Annotated in this window: 17 protein-coding genes; 4 read left to right on the top strand and 13 right to left on the bottom strand. The window is 65.0% G+C overall.

Annotated elements, in window-relative coordinates:
- Positions 1-17 precede the first annotated feature (17 nt).
- Entirely contained in the window at positions 18-701 is a 684-nt protein-coding gene (gene phnL, locus GOX53_RS12765; RefSeq protein ID WP_171176896.1) for a phosphonate C-P lyase system protein PhnL, read from the top strand.
- A complete protein-coding gene (phnN, locus tag GOX53_RS12760; RefSeq protein ID WP_171176894.1) occupies positions 698-1243 on the top strand; it encodes a phosphonate metabolism protein/1,5-bisphosphokinase (PRPP-forming) PhnN in 546 nt (181 codons plus the stop codon). The genes phnL and phnN overlap by 4 nt, the downstream gene beginning before the upstream one ends.
- On the opposite strand, the gene GOX53_RS12755 is transcribed toward phnN, so the two are convergent.
- Positions 1225-1908, bottom strand: coding sequence for a DUF1045 domain-containing protein (locus GOX53_RS12755; protein WP_171176893.1), 684 nt, complete (start codon positions 1906-1908; stop codon positions 1225-1227). The two genes, phnN and GOX53_RS12755, sit on opposite strands and share 19 nt — an antisense overlap.
- Before the next feature lie 53 nt (positions 1909-1961).
- On the opposite strand from GOX53_RS12755, the gene GOX53_RS12750 reads away from it, so the two are divergent.
- Positions 1962-3104, top strand: a complete 1143-nt coding sequence (locus GOX53_RS12750; protein WP_171176891.1) for an alpha-D-ribose 1-methylphosphonate 5-triphosphate diphosphatase — start codon at positions 1962-1964, stop codon at positions 3102-3104.
- 106 nt (positions 3105-3210) lie between these two features.
- Here the strand turns inward: GOX53_RS12750 and GOX53_RS12745 are convergent, their stop codons facing one another.
- The 7 genes from GOX53_RS12745 to GOX53_RS12715 are packed head-to-tail and all read right to left on the bottom strand — an operon-like array spanning position 3211 to position 9706.
- Positions 3211-3687 carry a class I SAM-dependent methyltransferase gene (locus GOX53_RS12745; RefSeq protein WP_171176889.1) on the bottom strand — a complete coding sequence of 159 codons (477 nt, stop codon included), beginning with the start codon at positions 3685-3687 and terminating at the stop codon, positions 3211-3213.
- A gap of 18 nt (positions 3688-3705) precedes the next feature.
- A complete protein-coding gene (locus GOX53_RS12740) occupies positions 3706-4458 on the bottom strand; it encodes a polysaccharide deacetylase family protein (RefSeq protein ID WP_171176887.1) in 753 nt (250 codons plus the stop codon).
- Positions 4455-5597, bottom strand: a complete 1143-nt coding sequence (locus tag GOX53_RS12735; RefSeq protein WP_171176885.1) for a glycosyltransferase — start codon at positions 5595-5597, stop codon at positions 4455-4457. The genes GOX53_RS12740 and GOX53_RS12735 overlap by 4 nt, the downstream gene beginning before the upstream one ends.
- Entirely contained in the window at positions 5594-6175 is a 582-nt protein-coding gene (locus GOX53_RS12730; protein ID WP_171176883.1) for a histidine phosphatase family protein, read from the bottom strand. Before GOX53_RS12730 ends, GOX53_RS12735 begins: the two co-directional genes overlap by 4 nt.
- A complete protein-coding gene (locus tag GOX53_RS12725; RefSeq protein ID WP_171176882.1) occupies positions 6172-7248 on the bottom strand; it encodes a glycosyltransferase family 4 protein in 1077 nt (358 codons plus the stop codon). The genes GOX53_RS12730 and GOX53_RS12725 overlap by 4 nt, the downstream gene beginning before the upstream one ends.
- A complete protein-coding gene (locus tag GOX53_RS12720) occupies positions 7245-8495 on the bottom strand; it encodes a glycosyltransferase family 4 protein (RefSeq protein WP_171176879.1) in 1251 nt (416 codons plus the stop codon). Before GOX53_RS12720 ends, GOX53_RS12725 begins: the two co-directional genes overlap by 4 nt.
- Entirely contained in the window at positions 8492-9706 is a 1215-nt protein-coding gene (locus GOX53_RS12715) for a glycosyltransferase family protein (RefSeq protein WP_171176878.1), read from the bottom strand. The genes GOX53_RS12720 and GOX53_RS12715 overlap by 4 nt, the downstream gene beginning before the upstream one ends.
- 465 nt (positions 9707-10171) lie before the next feature.
- On the opposite strand from GOX53_RS12715, the gene GOX53_RS12710 reads away from it, so the two are divergent.
- A complete protein-coding gene (locus tag GOX53_RS12710; RefSeq protein WP_171176876.1) occupies positions 10172-12556 on the top strand; it encodes a mechanosensitive ion channel family protein in 2385 nt (794 codons plus the stop codon).
- A gap of 83 nt (positions 12557-12639) precedes the next feature.
- Here the strand turns inward: GOX53_RS12710 and GOX53_RS12705 are convergent, their stop codons facing one another.
- From GOX53_RS12705 to GOX53_RS12685, 5 genes are read right to left on the bottom strand one after another with little or no spacing between them, the layout of a single operon-like run.
- A complete protein-coding gene (locus GOX53_RS12705; RefSeq protein WP_171176874.1) occupies positions 12640-13995 on the bottom strand; it encodes a CoA transferase in 1356 nt (451 codons plus the stop codon).
- A complete protein-coding gene (locus GOX53_RS12700; RefSeq protein WP_171176872.1) occupies positions 13992-15146 on the bottom strand; it encodes an ABC transporter permease in 1155 nt (384 codons plus the stop codon). The genes GOX53_RS12705 and GOX53_RS12700 overlap by 4 nt, the downstream gene beginning before the upstream one ends.
- On the bottom strand, positions 15143-16171 hold the full coding sequence (locus GOX53_RS12695) for an ABC transporter permease (RefSeq protein ID WP_171176870.1): 1029 nt from the start codon (positions 16169-16171) through the stop codon (positions 15143-15145). Before GOX53_RS12695 ends, GOX53_RS12700 begins: the two co-directional genes overlap by 4 nt.
- Before the next feature lie 13 nt (positions 16172-16184).
- Positions 16185-18101, bottom strand: a complete 1917-nt coding sequence (locus GOX53_RS12690) for an ABC transporter substrate-binding protein (RefSeq protein WP_171176868.1) — start codon at positions 18099-18101, stop codon at positions 16185-16187.
- Positions 18094-19866 carry an ABC transporter ATP-binding protein gene (locus tag GOX53_RS12685; RefSeq protein WP_171176866.1) on the bottom strand — a complete coding sequence of 591 codons (1773 nt, stop codon included), beginning with the start codon at positions 19864-19866 and terminating at the stop codon, positions 18094-18096. Before GOX53_RS12685 ends, GOX53_RS12690 begins: the two co-directional genes overlap by 8 nt.
- Between the last annotated feature and the right edge of the window lie 109 nt (positions 19867-19975).

Here is a 19975-nt window from a genome sequence, read left to right as displayed (position 1 = left end):
TGAAAAGATGAAATGCGATGATTGAGCTGACCGATGTGAGCAAGAGCTTTACCCTGCACAATCAGGGTGGTGCCGTGATCCCGGTGATGGAGGGGGCTGCGCTGACGGTAAGCCCGGGGGAGTGCGTGGCGTTGACCGGGGCCTCGGGCGCGGGGAAATCCACGCTGATGCGGGTGATCTACGGCAATTATCTGGCCGCTTCGGGGCGGGTGTTTGTGGGCGGGCTGGATCTGGCGTATGCCGAGCCGCGCGAGATTCTGGCGCTGCGGCGGGAGGTTCTAGGTTATGTTAGTCAGTTCCTGCGGGTGATGCCTCGGGTGCCAACACTGGATGTGGTGGCCGAGCCGCTGTTGGCGGTCGGGGTCGGCAAACAGGCGGCGCGGGACAAGGCCGCCGGGTTGCTGGTGCGGCTGAACATTCCCGAGCGGCTGTGGTCGCTGAGCCCGACGACGTTTTCCGGGGGTGAGCAGCAACGAGTGAACATCGCGCGCGGGTTTGCACATGACTATCCGGCGATGCTGCTGGATGAGCCGACGGCGAGCCTGGATGCGCAGAACCGGGAAACCGTGCTGTCGCTGATCGAAGAGGCCAAGGCGCGCGGGGCGGCTATTGTTGGGATCTTTCACGACGTTCAGGCGCGGGCCCGGGTCTGTGACCGTGAGGTGGATGTGTCCCGTTTTGCGCCGGGAGTGGCGGCATGACGCGCGCACCGGTCATCGCGGTGGTCGGCCCCTCGGGTGTCGGCAAGGACAGCGTCATTGATGCGCTGGTGGCGCGGGTGCCGGGCATCCACCGGATGCGCCGGGTGATCACCCGGCCCGAAGACGCAGGGGGCGAGGATTTTGCCCGCGTCTCTGAGGCCGAGTTCGACCGGATGGAGGGTGCCGGAGCGTTCGTACTGAGCTGGTCGGCACATGGGTTGCGTTACGGCGTGCCGGTTGAGATCGAGATGCGGCGTCAGGAGGCGCAAGCGGTTGTGGTCAACCTGTCGCGCAGGGTTCTGTTGCTGGCGCAGGATGTGTTTGGGTCACTGATCGTCATATCCCTGACCGCCGCGCCTGAGGTTCTGGCGCAGCGGCTGGCGGCGCGCGGGCGGGAGGATGCGGCGGGGCGCGCCCGGCGTCTGGCCCGGGCCGCACCTCTGCCCGAAGGGCTGGCCTGTGTCATCAAGGCCGACAATTCCGGCCCGTTGGACGCGACGGTCGAGGCGATCCTGAACCGGCTTCAACTGGAAAGGGCGTAGCGATGGATCAGGTGAAACCGCCCGTCTTCGGCCTCGCCCATCAACGCCAGATCGGTGATGGTGAATGGCTGCGGCAGCATCAGTGCAATCCGGGTCTCCAGCGCCGTTTGTACCTGCGCCAGCGTGGGCTTGTCCAGCCGTCCGGTGAGGGTGATGTGAAAACGGAAGTCATCCATCACGTAAGGGTAACCCCATTGCGAGAGGTTCTGCTCCTGCGCCGGGGTGAGCCCCGAGGCGCGGCGGCGGGCGAGTTCGGTGTCGGAGGCGGGCGCGCGAAAGCCGTCGAGTTCGCGCACGCTGGCGGCGGCGAGAGCGTTCAGCCCGCTGGTGTCACCCAGTGGGCGCGCCGCGAGGAACCGGCCCAGACGAGCGATTTTCAGCCCCGCAAGTGTGACCGGCACGCGCGTGGCAGCGAGCGCCGCGCAGGCTTCCTGAAGCGCGAGCAAGCTTTGCCCCTCGGCCAGACGGAAGGGCGGCTTCAATGTCCCATGCAGCCCGTATTTGCGCGGCGTGGCGGTGATGGACGGGACGTCGAGGCCGTCCACTTGCGGCTGCGCGATCTCGGTTCCAGTTTCCATGTCCCAGCCCAGCCAGGCGGTTCCGAACCGGGTCCACTCCGCGTCGGCGGGCGGGGCGTAGTAGATCGCGTATCGCGTGAATGTCACATCGGCCTCCTGTGTCGCGGCCCATCCCATAGCTCAAACCACGTGAAGTTCAGATGACAGAAGAGTTGATCCTTGCCAATGCCACGCTTGTTCTGCCCGGCGAAACCGTCACGGGCAGTGTCCGGATCGTGGGTGAGGCCATCACCGAAATGGATCAGGGCAGCGCGGTTCCGGCGGGGGCGGTGGATTGCGGCGGGGATTATGTTGCCCCGGGCCTGATCGAGCTGCACACCGACAATCTGGAGCGCCATATCATGCCGCGCCCGCGTGTGGATTGGCCCCACGCCGCCGCCATCATCGCCCATGATGCAGAGCTGGCCAGCACCGGCATCACCACCGTGTTCGACGCGATGCGGGTGGGATCGGTGACCCGCAAGGAAAGCAGCTATGGCAAATACGCCCGCCGGCTGGCCAGCGAATTGCTGGAATTGCGGGACGCGGATGCGCTGAAGATCTCGCATTTCCTGCATCTGCGCGCCGAGGTCTGCTCGGATACCCTGGTCGAGGAACTGGATGAGTTCGGGGCCGAGGATCGCGTGGGTCTGGTCTCGCTGATGGATCATACACCGGGCCAGCGCCAGTTCCGCGACATGGCCAAGCTTGAGGCCTATGTGCGGGGCAAGCACGGGATGAGCGATGATCAGTTCCTGCAGCATGTCGCCCATCTCAAGGCGCTGCGCGATGAATATGGCGAGGTGCATGAGGTCGAGGCGGTCAGGGCCGCGCGCCGGTTCGGCGCGGTGCTGGCGAGCCACGACGATACGACGTGCGATCAGGTGCAGGTGTCGGCGGGTCACGGCATTCGGTTGGCTGAATTCCCGACGACGGTCGAGGCGGCGCAGGCCTGTCACGCGCATGGCATTCAGGTGATGATGGGCGCGCCCAACCTGATCCGGGGCGGGTCGCATTCCGGCAATGTGGCCGCGCAGGAACTGGCCGAGGTGGACCTGCTTGACATCGTGTCGTCGGATTACGTGCCCTCGGCGCTGTTGCTGTCGGCGGCGCGGCTGGGCGAGATCTGGGGCGATGTGGCACGCGGGATGAGGACCGTCACGCAGGCCCCGGCGCAGGCGGTGGGGCTTGAGGATCGGGGGGAGATTCGAATCGGAGCGCGCGCCGATCTGATCCGGTTCCGGATGCGGGCGGGTGTTCCGGCTCTGCGGGCCGTCTGGTCGCGGGGGCAGCGCGTTTCATGAGCCATGTGGCAGGCCAAGCCGCTTACAAGCGGCTTAAGCGGTTTGAAAACCGCTTCAAGGCGTTTGCAAACGCCTTGTCACCGCGCGCGGCGAAGGCTGCGCGCAGTCAGGCCCGGTAGAACAGGTAGCGGTCGGGCGCGATGGTGTCGGGTCCGGCGATCTGCTTGAACCCCACCAGCGGCTGGCCCGAGATCAGCAGGCCACCGGGTACCATCACGCGCGCGATCAGCGGGCTGAGCCGGGCCGCCTCGGCCACGTCATCCGCCTTGATCCCCATGCCGAAATCGTAATGCGCCATCGCGATCTGGTGGTTGCCGTCAGCCAGCCTCTCCAGCATCGGTTCGGCCTCTCCCTGCAGGAAGTCCTCATCGGGCGGCACGCAGGACGGGTGGCATTGCAGCACCCGGTCCATCACCCAGATGCGGCGGTCGGGCAGGACCTCGCGCAGGTGGTCATAGGTGCGCCCGTTGCCCAGCCCCATGTCCAGCACGTCGCCCTCAAGGCCGGAGATCAGCCCCGCCGCCCAGTTCAACCCGTCCCGTTGGGCGGTCAGGCGGCGCAGCATGGAATCCAGTCGGCTCATCGAAACATCCTTTGCGGTTCAGTTTGCGGGCGCGGTCCAGACGCGGACAGGGCCGGCCATCAGCCGGGTGGCCAGCGCCTCGGTAAAGGTCCAGATGTCTTGATCATGGACAAGATGATGGGTCAACAGGCCGAGCGGCTCATCATTGTCAGTCCGGCCCGCGCGCCGGTCCTGCAGCAGGGTAACCATCTGGCCGATCAGGACGTTCGGGTCCACCAGCCCCCGGGTTCCGCGCCAGTCGATCGGATCGAGATGCGTGTTCACCTGCTCCATGTCCGGCGCGGCCAGCGCGGTCTTGCGCGGCGTGGCGGTCGACAGAACCCGGAAGCCGAGGGTGGGCAGGCCGGAGACTGTCTCGGGCGCGATCCGGTTCCAGGGCGGCACGAACATTGGGCGGAGCGCAGTGCCGAAAAGGCCGCGCAGCCGGGCCAGCCCGGCCTCGGCATCGGCCAGAACCTGATCCAGCGGGCGGTGCAGCCGGAACTCGGCCTTTTTCTCTTCCTTAGGCGCGTGGTTTTTGTGTGCCCAGCCATGCACGACCGCGATCAGATGCGGGCGAGACGTGATGTAATCCGCCAGCGCCGCTTCCGCCGGTTTGGGAACCACGGCCAGGTGCACCGGCAGGCCCAGCCGTTCCGATAGTTCGGACAGCCGGGTCAATTTCGAGGTCGGAGCGGTTGCGTCGTCATCCCGCCACCACAGGGGCAAGGTCAGACCTTCGTCGCCCCAGATCGCAAGTTCCCGGTCCAGTGGGCTCCAGTCCGGTGTCATCGGCGGGCCTCCAGCAGTTTCTCGGCGATGGTGACCGACTGTGCCGCGCCGTCGAAATTCAGATCCGATCCCGCGCGAGGGCCTGCGGCAATGGCGCGTTCGACTAAGTGCGCCAATGCGTCCGGCGTCAAATCACCGCTCTCAAGCACCTCAATGGCAGGCAGGCTTGCGAGACTTCGGGCGCGCAGACCCTGTTCCACTTCCTTGCCGTCGTCAAAGGGGATCAGCACCGTCGGGACACCGCTCTGCAACAGATCCAGCGCGGTGTTGTAGCCGCACATGCTGACTGAAGCGGCGGCGTGGTTCAACATCTGCCGAAAATCGGGGCGGGCCGGTTCGATCTCGACCGGCGCATCGCTGACATGGGCGCGCAGTTCGGCAATGCGCGCATTCGCGTCCCGACCGCCCACCAGCAGGCGCCAGCGCATGTTGGTGATCTTACGGGCGGCCTCGATGGCCGCGCGGAAGATGGGCGCGCCAACCGATCCGCCGCCCGCACTGACCAGAACCTCGCCGTCTCCGGCCTGCGACGGGTGCGACCCGGCGGGAGGTGGGGCGACGTAGCCAGTGTAGTGCAGCTTTTGTGCCAGAGCCTCGGATACGGGCCAGCTGGTCTCCAGTTTTGTGCTAAGCGGGTCGGAATGGACCAGAACGCCGTCATAGAAATCCGTGACCATTGCTTGGGTTTGCTCAACCCGGGATGGCTTCGAGGGCGGAGCCAGGATGTCGCGGATCGAGCTGAGAACAAGCGGGCGCGGCGCAAGCGCGTGCGCCGCTTGCAAGAGAGCCTGGAATTCGCGGGCCAGAACCCTGCGGCCAAAGGGATAGAGTTCGGTGATCAGAACATCCGGCGCGAATTGTGTGACCGCGGTCTGCAGCGCCGTGATCCGGGCCTGCAGGTGGGTTTCGTCCGCCGCCTCACCGCTTTCGGTCAGCAGGCGCGAGAAATCGGTGCCGTCCGAGCGCAGCGGCGGCAGCCCAAACAGATCGAGACCGTCATGGTTCAGCTGCGGTGCGGGCGTACCGCCCGAGACCAGCAGCACCGTGTGGCCCGCATCCCGGAACGCGCGGCCCAGCGTCAGTGCCCGGCTCAGATGGCCGGTGCCCAGCAGATGGGTGACGGCGATCATGACTTTCACGGCGCGTCTCCTGTCAGCAGGCGGACAGGTTCGGGCTCGGGGCGCATCCTGTCAGGGTCGACGATGTAGAGCCGGTTCCGCTTGATCTTGAACGGGGCCGGGCCGTCGAAATCCCATCCCCAGGCCTTGGCCAGAATGACCCGCATGATGCCGATATGGCAGACGGCGACGCTATCCCGCTCGATTCGGTTCAGCCATGCCGCCACGCGCTGCCATAGCTCTGCCGGGCTCTCGCCGTTCGGCGGCCGGAACTCCCAGCTCCAGTCCTCGATATGGCGATAGCCGCTCTGCGGGTCGGCGATGAGGTCGACGCCGCGCTGACCCTCCCAGTCGCCCCAGTTCATCTCGGTCAGTTCCGGTGCCAGTTGCGGCTCTCGGCCCGCCACCAGAGCGGCGGTTTCGCGTGCGCGGGCCAGCGGGCTGGACCAGAGATCGGCGCCGTCCCATGGGGAGGGCAGGCGATACCCGGCCAGGTCGGCGCGGGCCTCGTTGTCCAGCGGGATGTCGCTGCGGCCCTGTATCCGCCCGGCGCGGTTCCATTCAGTGTGGCCGTGGCGCAGGAGGGCGAGGTGGCTCATGCGGTGTCCTCCAGCAGCGGCGAAACCGCCGACCAGAAGGTGCGGGTGGCCGATGGGATCAGGTGATGCGCTTCGATATGCGCGCGCGCTGCAGTACCTTGGGCGCGGCGCTGCTCTGGATCGCTGCGCAGAGTCTCGATGCTGCGGGCCAGCGCGGCGGGGCCATCCTCTGGGGCGGGGTAATCTCCGGGCAGCAGCACGTCGCGCACGCCGGGGCGATCCTGTGCGATCACCGGCAGGCCTGTGGCCTGAGCTTCCAGATAGACCATGCCGAAGGCTTCGTTCACGCCCGGCCAGAGAAACAGAGAGGCGCGTTGATAGGCCGCCTGCAATGCGTCACGGCCCAACTGGCCGAGGAACCGGATCTTGTAGCCATAGGGGGCCATCAGCGTCTCGACCTGATCGCGGGCCGGGCCGTCCCCGACGATCTCCAGTGTCCAGTCGCAATCGAGAGCGGCCAGCGCTTCGGCGATGATCCGGTAGGACTGCAACTTGTCTCCCGCCCGCATCATCCCGGCTGTCAGCATGGGGCCTGCGCAGTTCGAGGCCGGGGGCAGGGTGGAGGCGGGCAGGAAGGGCGGCATGTGCACCAATGCCTGCGATCCGAACCGTTCCCGCTTGAGCGTGATCAGGTCGTTGGCGGTGAAGTAGAAGATCACCTGCGCCGCGTCGCAGGCCTGATGTGCGGCCTCGGCAAATCCGGCCCAAGGCCCGGTCAGGCGGCTGGTGGCGCGGGTGCTTTCCAGTTGAACATAGGGAATTTTTCGTGCGCGGCAGACCTGCGGGCCCAGCAGGTCGGGGGCTTTGTAGTAGTTGTGATAGGTCACCCAGAGCCCCGTATCGGCGGGCAGGGTTTCGATGAGCCGTTGAGCCTCGGCCTCGGCGGCGGCGCGCAGGCGGGCCTGTAGATCGGGATCCCCGGTCTTGTCGTAAATCCTGAGCTCCGAGACCAGATCGACCTGCTCGCCGTCGGCACCGATGGCGGTCATCAGGTTGCGGGCCATTTCGCGGTCGCCCGAGGGCACCGGGCTGTGCGGGGATTTCATCGGCGCGTAAAAGGCGACGCGGGTCATGACGATCCGTCCGCGCAGAGCGCGTGGAGCCGTTGGGACAGTTGCGCGATGCCCGGGGCCATGCCGAAATCCGACACTAATCGGTTCCGTGCGGCCTGTGCCATTTTGGCGATGGCGTCGGGGGCGCTTGCGATATCTCGGATGGCTTGTGCCAGCGCTTCCGGCGCGTCCTCGGACAGGGTGCCGTGGGTGCCGTTTTCGATGAATTCGGGGATGGCCGAGACCGGCGTGGAGAGGATCGGCAGGAGCTGTGAGGCCGCTTCCATCAGCACGTTCGGCAGCCCGTCCCGGTCGCCATCCGCCGCCACTCGGCTGGGCAGCACGAACAGGTCCGATTGTCGCATCGCCTCGACCACCTCCGGCTGATCGCAGGCTCCGCGCCAGGTGATGCGATGGGCGATTCCGGCGGCCTCGGCCTGTGCCTGCAACCGGTCGCGCGAGCCGCCGCCGCCGATATGGGTCCAGTGCCAGTCGAGCTCCGGCGGCAGCAGCGCGAAGGCAGCGATCAGCCGGTCGAAGCCCTTCTTTTCGACTAGACGTCCGACCGAGAGCATGTGCAGCGGATCGTCTGCCGCCCGTTGCGCCCGCTCAGGCGGAGCGGGAAAGCGGGACAGGTCAAGGCCGTGATAGATAAGGTCGATCCGGTCCGGGTCGTCGGCCAGTTCGCGGAGGTGCTGCGCGCCAAAGGCGGTGCAGGTGGCGCCGAAGGTGGCGCCGTGGGTTTCGGCTTGCAGCTTCTCGCGTTTTTCCCACTCCGGCGAGGTCCAGATGTCCTTGGCATGGGCCGAAAAGCTCCATGGCAGGTCGCGCATGATCGCGGCGTAGCGGGCGACCGAGGATGGGGTGTGCATGAAATGGGCGTAGAGCCCCTCGGCCCCTTCGGGGAGTTCGGCGGCCAGCACGCAGGCCTGCCCGAAGCGGCGGATGCGGTTATGGGTGCGGTCGCGGGCCAGATCGGCGCGCCAGACGGTGTAGGCTTCGGCATAGCCAGGCAGCCGCTGGGCGATGGCGCGGGCGTGCCAGATGCGCTGTGGCTCCTGATAGAGATATTCCGGCAGGTAATGCACCTGCGCGTGCAGCCGGTCATGCAGGGGGTGGCGTTTGGTGTCGGTGGGGTGGCGCAGGGACCAGATGTCGAAGCGGTGCCCGGCCTCTTCCAGCGCCATAAGCTCTTGCGCGATGAACGTCTCGGACAGGCGTGGCCATCCCTTGACCAGCACCGCCAGATTGGCCGTGCCTTGTGTCATCCCACCGCCCGTTCCTGTGCCCCGCCCAAAAGCGCGCTGATCCGCGCGGTGACATAGTCCAGCCCGTTCAGCAGGCCGCTGGTCATCGCCTGCGACGGCATCGGCTGGTGTGGCAGGGCGCGGATCGCCTGGATCATCGCATCCGCCGACAGCCCGTCGCGGGTTTCGTCCAGCATCCGGACCAGCCCCAGATCCTCGGCGCGCGAGGCGCGGATCCATTGTTCGAGGCGAGGCACCATGCGCGGCACGATGACCGCGCGTTTGTCGAAGGAGAGAACCTCGCAAAAGGTGTTGTAGCCGCCCATGCAGACGACGCCCGCCGCACCGGCAAAGAGCGTTTCGATCTGCGATTCAAAGCCTACTGCGGTGACGCGCCCGCCCAGAGCAGCGACGCGGGTTTCGAACTCGGCGCGCAGATCGCCCGACAGGAACGGGCCATAGACCAGCACGGCGCGGGGTTGCAGATCGGGGTCCTTTTCGTAGGCCGAGAGAACCTGATTGACCATCGCCTTGCCGTCGCCGCCACCCCCGGGTGTGATCAGGATATAGGGCTGTTCCGGTGGCTCGCCGATCGGGCCGAGGTCGCGGCGTAGATAACCGGTCCAGTGCATCCGGGCCTGGGTCTGCGCGTTCAGTGGCAGGCCCGAGGTGGGATCGTAGATCGAGCGCAGGCCGTAAACCCAGATCTCATGATAGAACCGTTCGGTCGCCGCGATTGCCTCTTTGCGGGCCCATTCGGCGGCCAGCACTTCGGGTTCGTCCAGCACGTCGCGCAGGCCCAGAACCAGTTTGGCCTGGCCCTGCTGTTCCAGCATTTCGAGCGAGGGCAGCAACTCACCACGAAATCCGGTGGGTTCCTTGTCGACGATCAGCACATCAGGGTGATACTGCTCGACCGCCGTGCGGATCAGGCTCGAGCGCAGCTCGGTCACTTCTTCGATCCCCATGCCGATTGTGCGCGCGGCATAAGACCCGTCGGCCCGTTTCGTGACGCCGGGAAGGCGCACGTGGTCGACGCGGCGCGGAAAGGTGAACCGGCCCGCAACCGGCGATCCGGTCAGGATCAGGGCCGAAGCGGTTGGATCGGCTTCGGTAATCGCCGCCGCCAGCGCGCGTGAGCGCCGCAGATGCCCCAGCCCAAATGTGTCGTGGCTGTAGAACATGATACGCGGCGTGCGGCCGGAGGGGGTTGCGGTACTGTGTCGGCTCATGCCTGTGCCCGTGGTTTCGGTTGCGATGCTGGGCCCGCGCGTAAGAACCTGTTAGCGCAGTTTTGCGGGCTTGGCTTATCAAACGCCCTCAGGCCCCCACCGATGAGCCCGGAACATTGCGAATGGGCAACAGCCGCGCGCCTGCTGCCATGGCGTCCGGGCCAGCCGTCGCGTGCAGTGGCAGATGCTGAGCCCGTCATGGAGTTATTGCGCCCCTGTCGTTTTGATGCGCGGCCCTTCGCAAGTGCCGCCGTCTAGCTTTCCACCCCTGATGCCGGGCGGAACCCGACAGGTGACCTGAATCGTCATATTCAAATCCGGCGGACTTGAAAACACCCTTCTGGCGCGGCGGTGCCGGATGGGCACGGCCCTGCGAGATCCGGTGAATGGGCAAGGTTGCTGTTTGAAGAGCTGCAACCGCTCCTGTAAGTTGGCGCGAGCAATAGAAACTGGACGCAAGACCTGATGACGCAAGTGTTTCTTCTCCGCCTGATCCTGACGCTTTGGGTCGCTTTTCTGACGGTCGTTCCTGCGGTGCAAGCGCAGACCTCGCTGATTCCCGGGTATCCAACGGGTGACGATGCGGCCGCCACCGACGGCGATCTTGCCGCCGCGATCCGCGAGGCGTCGGAGGCGGGTGCCAGCGTGATCGTGATCGACAGCACCGGCAAGCTGGTGTCGTCGGGGCAGGCGGGCGATGCCTCGGGCACGTCCGAGAACGCCGGCGATCACATGGCCGAAGGGTCGCAGCTGATGAAGGCGCAGGAGCGGTTCTCGGAATTCCGCAGCTCGCTGGAATCCCGGCTTGAGGCGCTGCCCTATTCGATATTCGAGGTCCAGTACGTCCTGCGCCAGACCAGCCCCGACGGGCGGATGATGACCTATGTCGAGGTGCTGTTATGGGCCGTACTGTTCCTGATGATCGGACGCTGGCTGTCGATCGAGATCTACGCCAAGCGGATTGCAAAGCATCTGGTCGTGTCGCGGATCAAGAAAAACCCGGTCGGCTTTCGCGAAAAGATGCCGTTTCTGGTTTTTCGCTTTCTCATGGGGATCGGCGCGACGCTTTTTGCAATGCTGCTGGCCTATATCGTTGGCGAGTTGTTTTTCATCGGGACGGAGAAGGACATCTCGATTCAGTTCACGGTGACAACCATCTTTGTCACGTTCTTTCTGGCCCGCACGGTGTCGGACCTGTGGCGCATGGTGCTGTCGCCATTCCTCAGCCAGTACCGGCTGCCGCCGTTTTCCGACCGCGATGCCAAGCGGCTGTATATCTGGGCCTCGGCGCTGGCGACGTTCGATATCTCGGTGGTGATGTTTGCGACCTGGGTCGCTGATTTCGGGCTGAACTACAACGTCTATGCCATGGTCTATGGCTGCCTGACGCTGGTGGGCGCGCTTGGCAATGTGCTGATGGTTCTGTTCAACGCGCGGGCGATTTCTCATGCGATCCGCGGCGGCAGAAAACCCGAGGACGTGTCGTGGATCTTGCAGCTTGTGGCGTTTGCCTGGGCGCCGGTGCTGGTAATCTATATCGCCTTCAGCTGGTTCAAGCTGGCGCTGGATCTGGTGCTGGAAAACCCGGCCTCGATCCCGCTGGTGGCGGGGACCTATGCGATCTTCATGTCGGTGGTTATTGCCTATGGGGCGATGAACTATCTGCTTGAGCGGTATTTCGACCGCTCACGCCAGATCGACGAGCTGAACGCCGAGGCCGCCGATGCCGAAGACGGGAGCGAGGCCGATGTGGATGCCGATGATATGGAGGTGTCCGAGCCGCAGCGTCATCCGATTGCCACCTATGAGGATCTAGCCCGGCGCGTGGCGGGTATTCTGGCCTTTGTGGTGGGCGCCTATGCACTGGTGGTGATCTGGTACCCGGACGCGGACTGGACCCAGGACCTGCCGGTCGAGCGGGCGCTGGATCTGATGGTGATCCTGTTCATCGGCTATATCCTGTTTCACTTCTTCCGCATCTGGATCGACAGCAAGATCGCCGAAGAGGCCGATGACGGTTCGGCCGAGGCCGAGTTGGGCGATGAAGGCGGCGAAGGCGGGCAGAGCCGTCTGGCGACGCTGTTGCCGCTGTTCCGGGGCGCTATTCTGGCGGTGGTCGTGGTCTCGATCGCGCTGATTGCGCTGATGGAGCTGGGGATCAATGTCAGTCCGCTGTTTGCCGGCGCCGGTGTGGTTGGTCTGGCCGTTGGTTTTGGCGCGCAGACATTGGTGCGCGATATCTTCTCGGGCGCGTTTTTTCTAATCGACGATGCGTTCCGCAAGGGCGAGTATATCGACATCGGGGATGTGAAGGGGACGGTTGAAAAGATCTCGGTCCGGTCGTTCCAGCTGCGCCACCATCTGGGCGCGCTCAACACCATTCCCTTTGGCGAGATCAAGGTTCTGACCAACTATTCGCGCGACTGGGTGATCATGAAACTGCCGCTGCGGGTGACTTATGACACCGATGTCGAAAAGGTGCGCAAGCTGATCAAGAAGCTGGGGGTTCAGCTGCTTGACGATCCGGTGATTGGCGAGAACTTCATCCAGCCGCTGAAGTCGCAGGGCGTGATCGAGATGCAGGATTCGGCGATGATCATCCGGGTCAAGTTCATGACCAAGCCGGGCGATCAGTGGCTGGTGCGTAAAAAAGTTTATCAGGAAATCCGCGAACTGTTCGCGCGCGAGGGGATCAGGTTCGCGCATCGTGAGGTGACGGTGCGGCTGGCCGATGACAAGAGCTCCGAGGATCTCACGCCGAAACAGCGCGAGGCGGTGACCGGCGCGGTGCAGGCGGCCATCGACGAGGATTATCTGGACGACATCGGCCCGGGCGGTGACGACCGGTAGGCGGTGGCGCTCCCGCCCCTCGGCGCCTCTCTGGCGAGAGGCTTCTCGGGGTTGAGCCCGGCCCGCGCGTTCCGCGCGGGGTGTCAGTACGGTCGCTCTTGCCAGGCGGGAGGATGTGTTCCGAGGCGGCAGGCGGGCAAGGGCCAGTGCATGCGCACCTGTCCGACTTTCAAAGCCGGACGCAGGCGGTGGCCCGGGCCCCAGTCTGAAGCTTCAGCCTTGGGAGTGAAATCCTTGGTCTTGGCGGCGGTGATTTCGGCGCCATCGGCGGTTTTCGCGAGTGCAGCCAGCAGCTCCGCCGTGCGGGCCAGTGAGAGTTTCGCGTCGGTTACGGCCTCTTCCGAGGCAGCGGTGGCAAGTGCCGAGAGGGCGGCGGCGGCCATCAGGTAGCCGGTGGCATGGTCCAGCGCCTGCACCGGCAGGGGCGTGGGTTTCTTGTTTCCAGCCCAGTCGCGCCCGGCGGCGGCGAGTCCGGAACTCATCTGAACCAGACTGTCAAAGCCGCGCCGGGTGGACCATGGGCCCTGCCAGCCATAGGCGTTGAGCGTGACCTCGATCCGGTTCGGGGCGATTTGGTCGCGGGTTGCGCGGTCCAGCCCCAGCCGCTTGAGCGCGCCGGGGCGGTAGCCGTGGATCAGCACGTCGGCATCGGCCATGAGCGTCTTGAGCCGGTCGAGATCGACGGCCTGTTTGAGCTCCAGATAGGCGCAGCGTTTGCCCAGCGAGACGTCGGGGATCACCCCCGGCTCGTCCCATCCGGGCGGGTCGATCCGCAGCACCTCGGCGCCAAAGCCGGCCAGCGTGCGGGTCGATACGGGACCGGCCAGCACCCGGGTCAGGTCGAGCACGCGCAGCCCGGCGAGCGGGCGTTTGGCGGTGGCCTCGGGGCGGTCGCGCAGGGTGACCCGGCGCGGTCCGGCCCATACGATCAACGGACTGGAAACGACGGCCCGGCCCTGCGGATGCGCCGCCCAATCCGCCCGGCTGCGCATCGCCGCGGCCACGCCGCCCTGGGCCACGATGGCGGTTTCGAGCGCATCCGCCTGCCAGCCCGCCACGGTCCTTTTCACCGCGTCACGCTTGGATGCGCAGTCCAGCACCCGAAGCGCGGCAGCCCGGTGATGGGGCAGGTTGGTGTGCAGTCTGATCCAGCCGTCTGCCGCTTCGTAGTCTCCGGCAATCGGGTCCCAGGCGTCGGGCATCTCCCACCCGTCGGGGCGGAAGGACCAGCCGTACCAGAGCGAGGCCAGCCGGTGGTCGACGGTGATTTCGGGCGCCGAGGGTTCAAGGTTCAGTGCCGCCACCAGCCGCGCCAGTTGCACACCGACCGCCGCGAACGAAGCGGTGGCAAGCTCGCTGACGGCAAAGGCGCTGGGGCGATGGCCTGACCCGGTCACCCGGTAGGTGTCGGGGGCCGGAAGCGCGCTGAGCTGGGTCATTGCTGATAGGGGTCGAGGCTGTCGCGCAGCCCGTCACCGAGGAAGTTGAATGCCAGCACCACTATGATGATCGGCACCATCGGGATCGCAGTCCACGGGTAGATCTCGATCGAGGCGAGGTTCTGCGCGTCGTTCAGCATCACGCCCCAACTGACCGCAGGCGCCCTGAGCCCGAGTCCGAGGAAGGACAGCGCGGTTTCGCCCAGGATCATGGCCGGGATCGATAAGGTGGCGCTGGCGATCAGGTGGCTCATGAAATTGGGCAGCAGATGCTTGCGGATCACCCGGCCCGAACTGGCGCCCATCATCTCGGCGGCGCGCACGTATTCCTCTTCGCGCAGGGACAGGAACTTGGCCCGCACGGCGCGGGCGAGGCCCGGCCAGTCGAGGATGCCCAGGATCACCGAGATGATGAAGAACACCGCCACCGGGCTCCAGTTCGAGGGGACCGCCGCCGAGAGCGCCAGCCACAGGGGCAGTTCCGGCAGGGAGCGCAGGATCTCGATCACCCGGTTGATGAGCCAGTCGATCCGGCCGCCGAAATAGCCCGCGACGCTGCCGAAGAAGATGCCCAGCACAAATGAGACCGTGATGCCGATCAGACCGACCGTCAGCGACAGTTGCGCGCCGTAGGAGACGCGGCTGAAGATGTCGCGGCCCAGGCGGTCGGAACCCATGATGAAGATCGTCGCCTCTTCGGTGGCGCAGAACAGGTGCCGGTTGCTCTTGATGAACCCGGCCAGATTATAGGTGCTGCCCTCGCAGAAGAATTTGAGCTTGAGCGGGCGCGAGGTGTCGGGTTTGAACTCCCACTGGAAGGTTTCCAGATTGGCCTCGGATGTCATCGGATAGACGAAGGGGCCGAGGAACTTGCCCTCGTGGAACAGCTTGATGGACTGCGGCGGGGAATAGAGATGTTCCGAGAACCGCTCGTTTGGGCCGTAGGGCGCGATGAACCCGGCGAAGGGGATCAGGAAATAGGCGATCAGCAGGAAGATGCCCGAGATCAGGCCCAGCTTGTGGGTCTTGAACTTGCGCCAGATCAGCACCCAGTTGGGGGCGTCCAGATCGCGGCGTTCGAGCTGCTGGATCGAGGCCTGCGGATCGTAGGGGGCGTCGTCGACATAGCGACCGTCGGGTAGCTGGGTCATGTTTCGCGCCCCTCATAGCGGATGCGCGGGTCGAGCAGGACCAGCAGCACGTCGGAAATCATCGTGCCCATCAGCGTCAGCAGGGCCACGAACATCAGCACGAAGGCCGACAGGAACTGATCCTGTGTCTTGAGCGCGGTCAGCAGGGTGGGGCCGATGGTTTGCAGGCCCAACACCACCGAAACCAGCACCGAGCCGGACACCATCGAGGGCAGCAGGTTGCCGATATCGGCCACGAACGGGTTGAAGGCCACCCGCAGCGGGTATTTGGTCAGCATCCGCGACGGGGCCATGCCCTTGGCGATGGCGGTTTCGACATAAGGCTTGCCCAGCTCGTCCAGCATGTTCGCCCGCAGCCGCTGCATCATCGCCGAGGCGCCGGATGTGCCGATCACGAAGGTTGGCACGATCAGGTGCACGAGGATCGACTTCATCTTTTCATAGCTCATCGGCTGACCCTCGAAACTGGGGTCCATCAGGCCGCCGATAGGCAGGTTGAAATAGCGGTGCCCGTAGTAGAACAGGATCAGCGCCAGCAGAAAGTTGGGCGTCGCAAGACCCAGATAGCCGATGAAGGCCGAGGTATAGTCCACCCATGTCCGCGACCGGGCCGCGGCCAGCACGCCCAGCGGCAGTGCCACCAGATAGACGAAGAGCACCGCGGCCACGTTTACCAGCACGGTAAGCCACAGGCTTTCGCCGACGATCTCGGAGACCGGGCGGTCGAACTCGAAAGACCAGCCGAAATTGCCCTGGATCAGGCCCGAGAACCCGTGCGGGCCGGGCATGAAGCCCATCCAGATCATGTATTGTTCCCACAGGGGCCGGTCGAGCGCGTATTCCTTGCGCAGGAACTCGGCCTTGGCGACACCGGCGGACTGGCCCGAGGCCTGGAGCTCGGCGATCTGGTTGCTGAGGTAGTCCCCCGGCGGCAGGTTGATGATGATGAAAATCAGCGCCGAGACCACCAGCAGCGTCAGCAGCATGGTGCCAAAGCGATAGATCGCGTAGCGCAGAATGGTCATTCAGCGATCCTTGTCATTGGGCGAAAAAGAACTCGTCCACGCGGTGGATGCCGAAATGCGCGCCGGGGTCCCAGGCCCACATCGCCTTTTCCGGGACGTTGCGCAGGGTGTTCGAGACCACGACAGGCTGCGGGGCACCGGCCAGAATACCGATGCCATAGACCTGATCGGCGTGGATACCGAGCATCTCCTTCCAGGCGGCGGCGCGTTGTTCATCGGTGGTGGCGACGTCCCAGTCATGGGCCAGCTCCATCAGGCGCTGGGCGGCGGGCATGTCGGGCGCTTCGCCCACATCGCCGCTGGTCTGGTAATATTGCCCCCATTTGGGCCAGGCAAGGAACACCTGATCGGTCGGGGCCAGAAAGGCGGGCGAGGTGTACACCTGCGGGATGCCGTTGTCCCAGCCGAACCAGACCGCGGCCATGGTGTTGCCCGCGAACACCCGGTTGCGCAGGATATCGCGGTCCAGCGGGCGCATCACCAGTTTCACCCCGATCTCGCGCCAAGTGTCGGTGACGATCTGCAAGGCGTTCTCGACCTCCTGCCGCTCGCCCGCTGTCTCGACCACCAGCTCCATCGGGCGGCCATCGGGCAACAGCCGGGTGCCGCTGCTGTCGCGTTTGTCCAGCCCGGCCTCGTCCAGCAAGGTGTTGGCCTGATCCGGGTCGTAGTCGGCCCAGGCCTTCAGGTTCTTTTCATCGAAGAAAGGCGAGGCTGGCAGCACCGACATGGCGCCGGGCTTGCCCAGCTTGAAATAAAGCGCCTGATTGATCGTCTTGCGGTCGATGGCCAGCGACAGGGCGCGGCGCACGCGGACGTCGCGCAGAACCTCACGCCAGCCCTCGTCGGCATAGTTCAGGTTCGGGAAGATGGCGATCTGCGAGGCGACGCCGGTCTGCCACAGATAGGTCTTGTAGTTTCCCCCGGCCTCGCCCTTTTTCAGGATCGACACGTCGCGGAAATCCAGGCCCCGCGCCTGCAGATCGGTCTCGCCCGCGTTGGCCTTGGCGGCGACCAGCCCGGGGGCCACGATCTCCATCTCGATCACGTCGATATAGGGCAGTTGCACCCCGTTGCTGTCGATGCGGTGATAGTAGGGATTGCGCACGAAGTTGTGGCGGATCTTCTTGCCCGAGCTAGCGTTCAGCCACGGCTGCAATGTCGGCAGCATGTGGTTATCGTATTTGTACATGTTGTCGAGCTTGTTGTGCAGCGCGGCCCAGCTTTTGACGCGGGCATCGTCCACCTCGGCGGCGAGCGCGTCCGCTTCGGCGTAATCGGCGTGGTATTGTTTGAGGAAGTGCGAGGGCCGGTAGATGAAGGGCGGGCGCGCCTGCGCCAGCGATTGCAGGAAGTTCGGGTTCGGATCGGCCCATTCGAAAACCACGGTGGTCTCATCGGGGAACGAGACCTGCGGCAACTCACCCTCGACCCTCAGGAAATCGGGCGGACCCGAGGGGCTGAGCAACTCGTTATTCGCCACATCGTTCCACCAATAGGCAAAATCCGCCGAGGTGAACGGGGCGCCGTCGGACCATTTGTGGCCTTCGCGCAGGTGCAGCGTGAACGTGCGGTTGTCCGCGTTTTCGTAGGAGGCGAGGATATCCGGCACCAGCTCGTATTTCTCGTTGTAGCCCACCAGCCGCGAATAGCCGTAGACCACCATCTGGCGGATGTCCTTAGAGCGGGTGACCATGGTTCTGAGGGTGCCGCCCTGATGACCGAATTCGCGGCCCTTGGCAGCCAGGTCGACGATGACCGGATCGTCGGGGATGCGTTCCTCGACCGGTGGCAGATCACCCATCTCGACCTCGGATTTCCAGAAGGCGCTTTCCTGTAATGGCGGGATGGGTTCGGCGCGGGCCGGTATCAGGCCGGCCAGCGTGAGAGACGCGGCGAGGACAAGGGATGTGCGGGGGATCTTAAACATGACAACGTACCTTATGGCCGGGCTCCATCTCCACGAGTGAGGGTATCATGGCGTCGGAGAAACGGAAGGCTTCGGCCCAACTCTCTGGCGATCCCGCGCCTTGAGCAACCAGTTTCAGGTCGATCGGGCGGTTGATGTCGGGTTCCGGTTGAGCGGCGATCAGTGCCTTCGTGTATGGGTGTTGAGGGTTGTAGAACAATGTGTCGGGCGGGGCCTGTTCCACCACCAGCCCCTGCCGCATCACGGCAACCTCATCGGCGATCCGGGCCACCACGGCCAGATCGTGCGAGATGAAGAGGTAGGAGAGTTTCAGGCTGTCCTGCAGGTCTTCCAGCAGGGTCAGGATCTGCTCCTGCACGGACACGTCCAGTGCCGAGGTCGGTTCGTCACAGACGATAAGCGACGGGTCCAGCATCATCGCGCGGGCCACCGACAGGCGCTGGCGCTGTCCGCCGGAAAACGCATGCGGATAGCGTTTGAGCATGTCCGCGTTCAGCCCCACCCGCTGCAGCATCTCGGCCGCCTTGTCGCGCTGTTCGGCGCGGGTGCCGATACGGTGGATTTCCAGCGGCTCGGTCATCGCGTCCTGGATGCGCATCCGGGGGCTGAGCGAGCTGTAGGGGTCCTGAAACACCATCTGCGCCTGCCGCTGGAACGCGGTGCGCTGGGCGCGTGACATTTCATGCACGGTGATGGGCTCGCCGTCGGGCGTTGCGCGGAACAGAACCTGACCGCCGGGATCGGGCAGTTCCGCCCCAAGCGCGATCCGCGCCGCGGTAGTCTTGCCCGACCCGCTTTCGCCGACGATGGCCAGCGTCTTGCCGCGGGCAAGCCTCAGGTCGACACCCCGGCAGGCATGGATCAGCTTGTCCGCCTTCCACCCCCGGCCCGAGCGCATGGTGTAGGTCTTGGACACCGCCTTCATTTCGAGGATCAGATCCTCTTGCGGCATGGGCAGTCCCACCGTTTCCTGATCGGGGATGGCGGGGGCGGCGTTGAAGAGCTGTTGCGTGTAGGGATGCGCCGGTTTTTCCAGGATCAGTGCGGCGGGCCCGGATTCCATCACCCGGCCCTTGTGCATCACCACCACCTGCTCGGCCATGTTCGCCACCACGCCCAGATCGTGGGTGACGAGGATCAGCGCCATGCCGGTTTCCTGCTGCAACTCCTTGATCAGCCCCAGCACCTGCGCCTGCGTGGTCACGTCCAGCGCGGTGGTCGGCTCATCCGCGATCAGCAGGTCTGGCTTGGACACCATCGCCATGGCGATCATCGCCCGCTGGCGCATGCCGCCCGACATCTCGAACGGATAGGAGTTGTAGGCGCGTTCCGGGTCCGGGAATCCCACGCGGTCGAATTTCGCCAGAACGGTGCGCTTGGCCTCTTTCTCGGAGGCGCCGCGATGCAGCCACAACACCTCGCTCACCTGATTGCCGATCTTGTGCAGGGGCGAGAGGGAGCGCATAGGTTCCTGAAAGATCATCGAGATCCGATCGCCGCGCACATCGCGCATCTGGCGCTCACCCAGCTGCGACAGGATCAACGGGGCCTTGCCGCCGTTCAGGGTGACGGTTCCGGTCCGGATCTGCGCGGTGCGGGGCAGAATGCGCAGGACTGCGCGGCACGAGATGGTCTTGCCCGAGCCAGACTCACCCACCAGCGCCAGTGTCTGGCCCGGCATCACGTCGAAATTGACATCCCGTACAACCGCTTCCGCTGTACCAAAGCCGATGCTCAGATCTCGGACGGATAACAATGGCGTCATCCGGGTTTTCCACCCGCTTGGCCGTGAAACGACATCGACTTCTTCAACTCCCTGTTTTTTGGGTGCATCCTCACCCGCGCAGGCATGACTCGTCAAACCCGTCTTTTGC

Source organism: Ruegeria sp. HKCCD8929 (genome assembly GCF_013031405.1).
Lineage (GTDB): Bacteria > Pseudomonadota > Alphaproteobacteria > Rhodobacterales > Rhodobacteraceae > Ruegeria.
This window is presented reverse-complemented; position numbering and strand designations above follow the sequence as displayed.